6 protein-coding genes are annotated in these 8,653 nt (G+C 70.0%); 2 read left to right on the top strand and 4 right to left on the bottom strand.

The genetic code is table 11. The features are described 5' to 3' along the window. Positions 1-82: 82 nt before the first annotated feature. The gene (locus tag VP06_RS24825; protein ID WP_048466481.1) at positions 83-1,042 is read right to left on the bottom strand and encodes a sulfonate ABC transporter substrate-binding protein; all 960 of its coding nucleotides are present in this window, start codon (positions 1,040-1,042) and stop codon (positions 83-85) included. A gap of 580 nt (positions 1,043-1,622) precedes the next feature. On the opposite strand from VP06_RS24825, the gene VP06_RS24820 reads away from it, so the two are divergent. Together VP06_RS24820 and VP06_RS24815 are read left to right on the top strand one after the other, a co-directional pair. After that, positions 1,623-2,312 carry a glutathione S-transferase N-terminal domain-containing protein gene (locus VP06_RS24820; protein ID WP_048466480.1) on the top strand — a complete coding sequence of 230 codons (690 nt, stop codon included), beginning with the start codon at positions 1,623-1,625 and terminating at the stop codon, positions 2,310-2,312. An 85-nt stretch (positions 2,313-2,397) separates the two neighbouring features. Next, the gene (locus VP06_RS24815; protein WP_048466479.1) at positions 2,398-3,903 is read left to right on the top strand and encodes an ATP-binding protein; all 1,506 of its coding nucleotides are present in this window, start codon (positions 2,398-2,400) and stop codon (positions 3,901-3,903) included. Positions 3,904-4,044: 141 nt separating this feature from the next. Here VP06_RS24815 and VP06_RS24810 read toward each other — a convergent pair whose 3' ends face one another. The 3 genes from VP06_RS24810 to VP06_RS24800 form a co-directional block, all read right to left on the bottom strand. Next, positions 4,045-6,204 (bottom strand): TonB-dependent siderophore receptor, encoded by a 2,160-nt coding sequence (locus VP06_RS24810; protein ID WP_425350947.1) that lies wholly within the window; start codon positions 6,202-6,204, stop codon positions 4,045-4,047. A gap of 467 nt (positions 6,205-6,671) precedes the next feature. After that, positions 6,672-8,189, bottom strand: coding sequence for a DegQ family serine endoprotease (locus VP06_RS24805; RefSeq protein ID WP_048466478.1), 1,518 nt, complete (start codon positions 8,187-8,189; stop codon positions 6,672-6,674). Between the two features lie 228 nt (positions 8,190-8,417). After that, on the bottom strand, positions 8,418-8,653 hold a 236-nt coding region (locus VP06_RS24800; RefSeq protein ID WP_425350946.1), incomplete at its 5' end, for a DUF2065 family protein.

Below are 8,653 nucleotides of genomic sequence, written 5' to 3'. Positions count from 1 at the left end.
AGGCCAACGCTTCGTCCGCTCCGATTCTTGTTTGATCGCAGATTTCCGCTGCCGAACCGGTGACCATTGCGGCGAAATCTGCTTAGGCCGGTGGGGCCGTCCACACGGCGTCGCGCACGGTGATCGCCCGTGGGATCAGGCCGAGGCGGTGGAAGCGGTCGGCGGTGGCCTGCTGGCCGGCGAGGATCCGGTCGGTCAGCGGGCGGACGGCGAATTGGGTGCGGTCGGCCGCGACCTTCTGGATCGGAAGCGGGATGCCGGTGACCTCGGCGAGCGCCTGCGCCACCTGCTCGCGGTGGCTCTCGGCCCAGGCTGCGCCCTGCTCCAGTCCCCGCAGGGCCGCGCGCAGGACGGCCGGGTGGCTCTGCGCGAAGGTCCGGTTGGCCAGGAAATAGCCGGACACGTCGAGGGTCTGGCCCGAGGTGGTGAGCACCCGGGTCGCGTCTCGCGCCTGCGCGATGGCGAAGAACGGATCCCAGATCGCCCAGGCGTCGACGCTGCCGCCGGTGAAGGCCGACCCGGCATCGGCGGGCGAGAGATAGACGGGCGTGATGTCGGTGAAGCTCAGACCTGCCTTTTCCAGCGCGGCGACCAGCAGGTTGTGCGCGGAGGTGCCGCGGGCCACCGCCACCTTGCGGCCCCTGAGATCGGCCACCGTGCGGATTGGCGAACTCTCCTTGACGAGGATCGCCTCGCCCTCGCCGGAGGGCGCCGCGGCGGCCGTGTAGACGAGATTGCCGCCCGCGGCCTGCGAGAAGATCGGCGGCGCGTCACCGGTATAGCCGAAATCGATGCTGCCGGCATTCAGCGCCTCCAGCAGGGGCGGGCCGGCCTGGAACTCGAACCAGCGCACCGCGACGCCGCGATCGGCGAGCTGCGTCTCGATCAGGCGCTGCTGGCGGGTGACGACGATCAGGCCGATCTTCTGGTAGCCGATGCGGAACTCCTTCGGGGCGGTCTCACCGGCGGCGCGGGCCGGCGGCGCCGCCAGGGCACCGGCCGTCATCAGCCCCGCGAGGACGGAGCGGCGTGTCGGGGTCATCGTGTCGACTCCAGCAGACGTGATCCGGAGGCGTGGCGTCGTCGCAGATCCTCCGGATGTCGACGGAAGGTCTCATCTGGCCGATCTGGCGTCAATGAATGGGAAAACCAAAATCAAGCGTGCCGATGAACATGCTTTCCCCTGGCTGGGTGGGTGGAAGAATTTCGTTCTTGGTCGGCGGTCGGGCGGCGAGTGGCCGAAATGGGGCGCGGGTTCTCGTATGTCGCCATGCCGGGACGTGCCGATCCGGACACCGCCCTTGAAATTCAACCCTCTGTAAAATCGAACACTTTCCCCTCCCCAGAAGGGGGATGGGACCTGTCGTTTTCTACAAAGATTTGAGCCGTGGTGGCATGTGTGACGCTGATCGGCGCCCCGAGGAGAAGAGCCCCCGCCACTCCTGTCCCCGCACAGCCCGGGATCACCTTCCGACAGCCCCGCTCGCGGCAAAGAACGGGTCGTGGCCGACAGGAGGCCCCCGACGAGACGACATCCCCGGATTGCCCCGGTCGCCGCCGCCCGCCATGATCGGCTCCGAAAGGCCGCCCGGCTCGACCCGGGCGGCGCCGGAGGACCGCCCTTGTCCCGTGTGCTCTACGAACTTGCCGCCGCCGATCCGGACCGGCGCTTCAGCCCGTTCTGCTGGCGCATCCGCCTCGCCCTGGAGCACAAGGGCCTCGCCTTCGAGGGACGGCCGTGGCGGTTCACCGAGCAGGACGCGCTCGCCTTCTCGGGCTCGGACAAGGTGCCGGTGCTGGTCGAGGATGGGCGGGCGATCGCCGACTCCTCCCTGATCGCCGCCCATCTGGAGGCCGCCTACCCGGACCGGCCAACCCTGTTCGGGGGCGCGGCCGGGCTGGCGCTGACACGCTTCCACGCCGCCTGGACCGATCAGGTGCTGCACCCGGCTCTTGCGCCGCTCCTCCTCCTCGACATCCACCGCCACCTGGGCGAGGCCGACCAGGCGTATTTCCGGCACAGCCGCGAAGCCCGGTTCGGCAAGCCCCTGGAGGCGGTCTGCGCCGACCGGGACGGGCAGATCGCGATCCTGCGAAAGACCCTCGCGCCGGTGCGTGCGGTGCTGCGGGCGCAACCCTTCCTCGGTGGCGACGCTCCGCTCTATGCCGACCATGCGGTGATGGGCGCCTTCCTGTGGGCCCACGGCGTCGGTGCGCCGGATGTCCTCGAACCGGACGATCCGGTCGCGGTCTGGCGCCGGCGGATGCTGGACCGGCTGGGGGAGGGATCGCGGGCGCTGACCCTGGGCTGACGCGAACTCCCTGTGGACCCCGGCCCGCGACGCGGATCGGGGCCGCCCGGGCCGTGTTACGAGTCCGGCATCGCAGGGAGCCGAGATGACGATCAGCGTCGAGATGGGGGTGGCGAGCGGCCGGCCGGCCGCCCTCGACCTGGAGGAGCTGCTGGCGACGCGCCTGCTGGTTCAGGGCAATTCCGGCTCGGGCAAGTCGCACCTCCTGCGCCGCCTGCTGGAGCAGAGCGCGCCGCACGTGCAGCAGGTGGTGATCGACCCCGAGGGCGACTTCGTCACCCTGGCCAATGCCCACGGCCACGTGGTGGTGGAGGGCGACCATGGCGAGACCGATCTCCAGCGCATCGCCGCTCGGGTGCGGGCGCACCGGGTCTCGGTGGTGCTGACCCTGGAGAGTCTCGATGTCGAGGCGCAGATGCGCGCCGCCGCCGCCTTCCTTGGCGGCCTGTTCGAGGCCGAGCGCGACCATTGGTACCCGGTGCTGGTGGTGGTCGACGAGGCGCAGCTCTTCGCGCCGGCCGCCGCCGGCGAGGTCTCGGACGAGGCCCGCAAGGCGTCGCTCGGTGCGATGACCAACCTGATGTGCCGCGGCCGCAAGCGCGGCCTCGCCGGCATCATCGCGACACAGCGCCTCGCCAAGCTCGCCAAGAACGTCGCCGCCGAGGCGTCGAACTTCCTGATGGGCCGCACCTTCCTCGACATCGACATGGCCCGCGCCGCCGACCTGCTCGGCCTGGAACGGCGCCAAGCCGAGAGTTTTCGCGATCTGGAGCGCGGCCATTTCATCGCGCTCGGGCCCGCTCTGTCGAAGCGCCCGCTGCCGATCGCCATCGGGCCGGTGGCGACCTCGGCCCGCTCGTCGAGCCCCAAGCTCGTGCCGCTGCCGAGCCCGGCCGCCGGCGACGACTTGCGCGAGCTGATCCTGACGCCGTCCGAGACCGAACCGGTCTGGACGCCCGCTCCCCGCCCGGCACCGACGCCGCGGGCGACGCCGACCGACCTGTTGCAGCAGCTCGCCCAGTACCGCCCGCCGGAGCCGGTCGAGGTGGCGCCGAGCATGAGCGATGCCGAGCGGGATGCGGCGCTGGCCGACATCCTGCGCGAGATCGCCGCCGATCCGGACGCCGCCCATCACCCGATCGCGGTGCTCTACCAGGATTTTCTGGTGCGCTGCCGGATGCGCCGGCTGCCGGGCGAGCCCCTCGATCTCGGCCGCTTCCGCCGCCGGCTCGCCATCGCGCGGGCCGGCGTCGACGGCGAGGCGGCGGAGGGCGACGAGGCCGATGCCGTGATGGCGGCCTGTGCCAGTCTGCCCGAGGAGGTGCAGGGCCTGTTCCTGCTGCTGGCGCGGGCCGCCCGGGCCGGGGCGCCGTGCCCCTCCGACGACGCGCTCGCCCGGGCCATCGGATCCAGGTCTCCCGGCCGGGCGCGGCGGCTGCTGGCCTATGTCGAGAGCCGCGGTGCCGCGGTGTGCCGCACCGATTTCCGCGGCAACCGCGTGGTCGCCCTGCCGGCGCTCGGCTGCGAGACCGCCCCCGGCAACCCGAAGGGCGGCGCCGAGGAGCCCGCCGGCCTGTTCGCGGCGGAGTAGGGGAGCGGGCCTCGGTCCGCGCCCGGTCACGGCTGGCCGGTCGTCCGGCCCGCCTTGCCCGTGCGGGTTCGACCAACGGCCCAAGATGCTGACGCATTACTTCGATCTCGGGCAGGCCCGAGATCGACAGGGCCGTTGATATTACATCCGTGCCGTCAGGGTCGCCAGGACCGAGAACGGCGCCCCCGGGATGTTGTTGGTCGCGTTGAACGGCTGCTCGATGTAGCGCGCATCGGTCAGGTTGCGCAGGTTCAGCGAGAACCGGGCGTGCTCGTTGAGGTCGTAGAAGACCGCGGCATCGACCCTTGTATAGGCGCCGACCTTGTAGCTGTTGGAGATGTCGCCGAAGCGCGAGCCGACATGGGTCACGCCGGCGCCGATCCCGAGGCCGCGCCAGGCTCCCTCCTGGAACTGGTACGTCGTCCAGACGCTGCCGCTGAACAGCGGCGCACCGTCGAGGCGGTTGCCGACCGGGATGGTGGTGTCCCGCGTCACCCGGGCATCGGTGTAGCCGACGCCGCCGATGACCTTCCAGCCCGGCAGGAGCGTGCCGGCGAGATCGGCCTCGACGCCTTTCGAGCGTTGCTGCCCGGTGATGATCGAGTAGTTGGTGTTGACCGGATCGTTGGCCGCGACGTTGTTGCGGGTGATGTCGAACACCGAGGCGGTCAGGCTCACATCGGGCGAGAGATCGAACCGGGTGCCGACCTCGACTTGCTCGCCGGTCTCCGGCGGCGGGCTGGCGACGCCAAGGACATTGGCGGTCTGCGGCTTGAACGAGGTCGTGTAGCTCGCATATAGCGCCAGCGGCTCGGCCAGCCGGTAGATCAGGCCGACCCGCGGCGACACGCCGGACAGCTCCTGCTCCGGCGGGATCGTGCGCGAGGCCGACGTGCGGCTGAAGTAGAACTGCGTGCCGGTGTCGTAGCGGACCCCGAGCAGCACTTGCAGACCGTAGCCGAGATCGATCTGGTCTTGCGCGTAGAGACCGGTCAACTCGGTCTTCTGCTTCAGGTCGCTTTGCAGCGACAGCGCCCCCGGCAGTGCCAAGCCGGGAAGGGGATCGAGGAAGCTCACCGAGGCGAGCGGGCCCTGGGTCGTGTAGGCGCGCCGGTAGCCATTGAAATATTCGACGCCGACGAGGGCGGTGTGGCGCAGGCCGAGCCAGTCGAACTTGGCCACCAGCTCGGTCTGGCTGTCGACCGAGGCGTAGGTCGAGTTCACCCCGGTGGTGCGCCGGGTGACCTGGAGCCCGTTGGCCGAGAGGCCGTTGGCCCGGGCCGCGAACACGTCGAAGCTGCCACTCTGGGCGTTCAGCACCTGACGCAGCATCAGGTGCTCGTTGATGTCGTGCTCGATTTTCAGCGTGCCGAAATTCGCGTTGGCGTTGTAGCGCGAGAATGGCTCACCGTAATAGCGCGCGATGGTGTCGAGCGGCACCCGCCCGTTCCGGGCGACAAGGCCCTCGTCGTAGACGCTGTCCTGCCGGGTGAACTCGCCGATGAACGAGACCCTGGTGTCCGGGCTCGGGTTCCAGGTGATTGCGGGCGCGGCGAAGAAGCGGGAATTGTCCCGGCCGGCGAGATCGCGAAAGGTCGGGTCGACCTGCGTGGCGACGCTGAGGCGGGCCGCCAGACCATCGGTTCCCGGAACCGGACCCGAGACCGAGCCCTGCACCCGCCGGAAGCCGAAGCTGCCGCCCTGGATGCTGGCATCCGCCGTCGGCACCAAGCTCGGCTGGCGCGTGACGATGTTGATGACGCCGCCCGGATCGCCCCGCCCATAGAGCACCGAGGCCGGTCCTTTCAGCACCTCGATCCGCTCGACATCGGCGAGGTCGCGCTGGACGGGATAGAAATTGTTGGCTTGGTTCATGAACACGCCGTCGATGGCGTAGGTCTGGGTCCGGAAGCCGCGGATGAGGAAGGTGTCGCTGCGGCCCTGGATGGAGCCGCCCGGCTGCACGTTGCTGACGTTGAACAGCGCGTCGGCGAGGCGAGTCTCCTGGCGGTCGACCAGGACCTCGCGCGGCACCACGTTGACGGTCTGGGGCACGTCGCGCAGCGGCGTGTCGGTCTTCGTGGCGGTGGCGCTGCGGGTCGCCCGGTAACCCTGGACCGGGCCGGTCGCGGTCTCCCGGAAGGACGGCGCGCCCGCGACGGTGATCGCGTCGAGGGCGATGGCGTCGACGGCCTCCTGTGCCCCCGCCCCGCCGGCCGAGAGAACCGGCGCGGCGCCCGCGAGCAGCGCGAGGAGCAGCGGCGACCGACGCCGGATCGCGGGGCAAGGGAAGACGCGCACGGAAACCTCGGCGGAAGACAAAGACATCCTGCGGCGTAATCGCTCGCTCGAAGTCAATCAATCGCCGTGCAGAGGTAAGATCTGGAACGATTCCAGGCCCTGTCGCAATCGTCATGGGTGTTGCGTAAGGGCATCTCTTGTCTTGCGCGATACCACGTTGACCTGGCGAAGTGCTCATGGTGTTTCGTGAATTGGAATAAGTCCAAGACATTGCAGCAGGCCGAGGCGTGCGTGCCGGTCGGGGCGCGCCCCCGGATGCTGTCGATCCCCGCGTCGTGGGCAGGAAACCGTGCCGGGCGCCCGCGAGGGCGCACGCAACCAAAGAAAAAGCCTCGACGCCAGCCAGATCTCCCCGGGTCCCTTGCAAGACCCGGAACGATCGGGATGGTGTCAAGGCTGTCGGATGCAATCGGACAGACCTTGAAGGCAGCGCGCGGCAGCGGATGACTGCGCCGCGCGCTGATCGGTTATTCGAGGCTCAGGGCCACGAACCGCACCTCGCCGTCCTTGTTGGAGACGAGGAGCAGCGCCGACTTGCGGCCGTCCTTCTTGATCTGGTCGATGCGGCGGGTCACGTCGGCGGGCGAGCTCACCGTTTCCTGGCCGACCTCGACGATCACGTCGCCGGCCTGGATGCGCTTGTCGGCGGCGTTGGAATTGGGATCGACCCGGGTGACCAGCACCCCCTTGACGGTGTCCTTCACCCCGAAGCGCTTGCGCCCCTCGTCCGACAAACCCGAGAGGTTGAGGCCAAGGGCCTGGCGGGTGACGTCGGCGTCCGGCTGCGGCCGGTTGAGGTTTGCCTGCTGCTGCGGCTTGTCGTTGTCCTCCAGGCGGCCGAGGGTGACCTGCTTCGTCTGCTCCTGGCCCTTGCGGATCGTGGTCACGTCCACGACCTTGCCGACCGGGGTCGAGGCGACGATGCGGGGCAGGTCGCTCGAACTCTTCACCTCGACGCCGTTGAACTTGGTGATGACGTCACCGACCTCGAGACCGGCGGTCTTGGCCGGGCCCTTCTCGTCGACGCCGGCGATCAGCGCGCCGCGGCCGCCGCCCTTGAGGCCGAGCGCCTCGGCAGTGGTGTCGTCGACATTCTGGATCCGCACGCCGAGCCAGCCGCGGCGCACCTCGCCGAACTGGCGCAGCTGGTCGATCACCGGGCCGGCCGTGGCGGTGGGGACAGCGAAGCCGATGCCGACCGAGCCGCCGGTCGGCGACAGGATCGCCGTGTTGATGCCGATCACCTCGCCGTTCATGTTGAACAGCGGACCGCCGGAATTGCCCTTGTTGATGGCCGCGTCGGTCTGGATGTAGTTGTCGTAAGGGCCCGACTCGATGTTGCGGCCCCGGGCCGAGACGATGCCGGCCGAGACCGAGCCGCCGAGGCCGAACGGGTTGCCGATCGCGATCACCCAGTCGCCCGGCCGCATCTTGTCGGAGTCGCCGAGCGGCACCGCCTTGAGCGGCCGGTCCGGATCGGGCTTCACCCGCAGCACCGCGAGATCGATCTTCGAATCCTTGCCGACGATCTCGGCCTTCAGCTTGCGGCCGTCATGCAGGATGACCTGGATGTCGTTGGCGTCGCCGATGACGTGGTTGTTGGTGACCACGATGCCGGACGAATCGATGATGAAGCCGGAGCCGAGCGAGTTCGAGCGGCGCGGCGTCCGCGGCTGGCTCTCGCCGCCGCCTTGACCGCCGCCTTGGCCGCGGCGGTTGAAGAATTCCTCGAACAGATCCTCGAAGGGCGTGCCCGGCGGCAGTTGCGGCAGGGTCCGGCCCCGCGCTTCGACGGTGGTCGAGGCCGAGATGTTCACCACCGCATCCGTCACCTGCTCGGCGAGATCGGCGAGCGACGCCGGCCCCTTGGCCAGGGCGACATCCGGCAGAACGGCCGTGCCGACGGAGAGCGCGAAAAGGGCCCCCGCGAGGGCGGGCAGTCGCCGTCTCGCGAAGGCGGGGTTACGGCGCGAGGAAGCGGCCATCAGGGAACCTCGTTGGGCAGGATCGTCGTCGAGTCGGTTCGGCCCGGCACGCGAGCGGGGAGGCGGTGATCCGCCCCGTCCGCACGGCCCGGGCAGCTCCGGCGACCGGGCCGGGAGCGTTCCTTAAGATCGTCTCCCGGCGAACCGGTTCAAGCCCCAGCCAAGCGGGTCGTGGCGCGTGCAGCAGCGCCGCAGGTCCGGCCGACCACCGCAAGCCGGGTGACCGCGTCACGCGAAGAGAAGGCGCACCACACCGACCACGACGACGCCGGCGGCGGCCGAGAGGAGGCCGACGAGGCGCATCCGGTCCACCGGAGTCTGCGACGCCTCCTGCATCGCCCGGCGCATCGCCGTCGGGAAGGCGGCGCAGAGAAGGCCCTCGATGGCCAGCGCGAGGCCGAGGGCGGCGACCAGATCCTTCACGGCCGGGCACCGCGCGGCCGCCCGCGGGCGGTTCCCGTGGC

This window comes from Methylobacterium aquaticum, from assembly GCF_001043915.1.
Lineage (GTDB): Bacteria > Pseudomonadota > Alphaproteobacteria > Rhizobiales > Beijerinckiaceae > Methylobacterium > Methylobacterium aquaticum.
Note: the sequence above shows the minus strand (reverse complement) of the source record. Positions and strands in the feature narration are given on the sequence as shown.

Excerpts from the sequence above, each read along its gene's own strand:
- VP06_RS24815 (WP_048466479.1), top strand. The coding sequence starts at position 2,398 with ATGACGATCAGCGTCGAGATGGGGGTGGCGAGCGGCCGGCCGGCCGCC.
- VP06_RS24825 (WP_048466481.1), bottom strand. The coding sequence starts at position 1,042 with ATGACCCCGACACGCCGCTCCGTCCTCGCGGGGCTGATGACGGCCGGT.
- VP06_RS24805 (WP_048466478.1), bottom strand. The coding sequence starts at position 8,189 with ATGGCCGCTTCCTCGCGCCGTAACCCCGCCTTCGCGAGACGGCGACTG.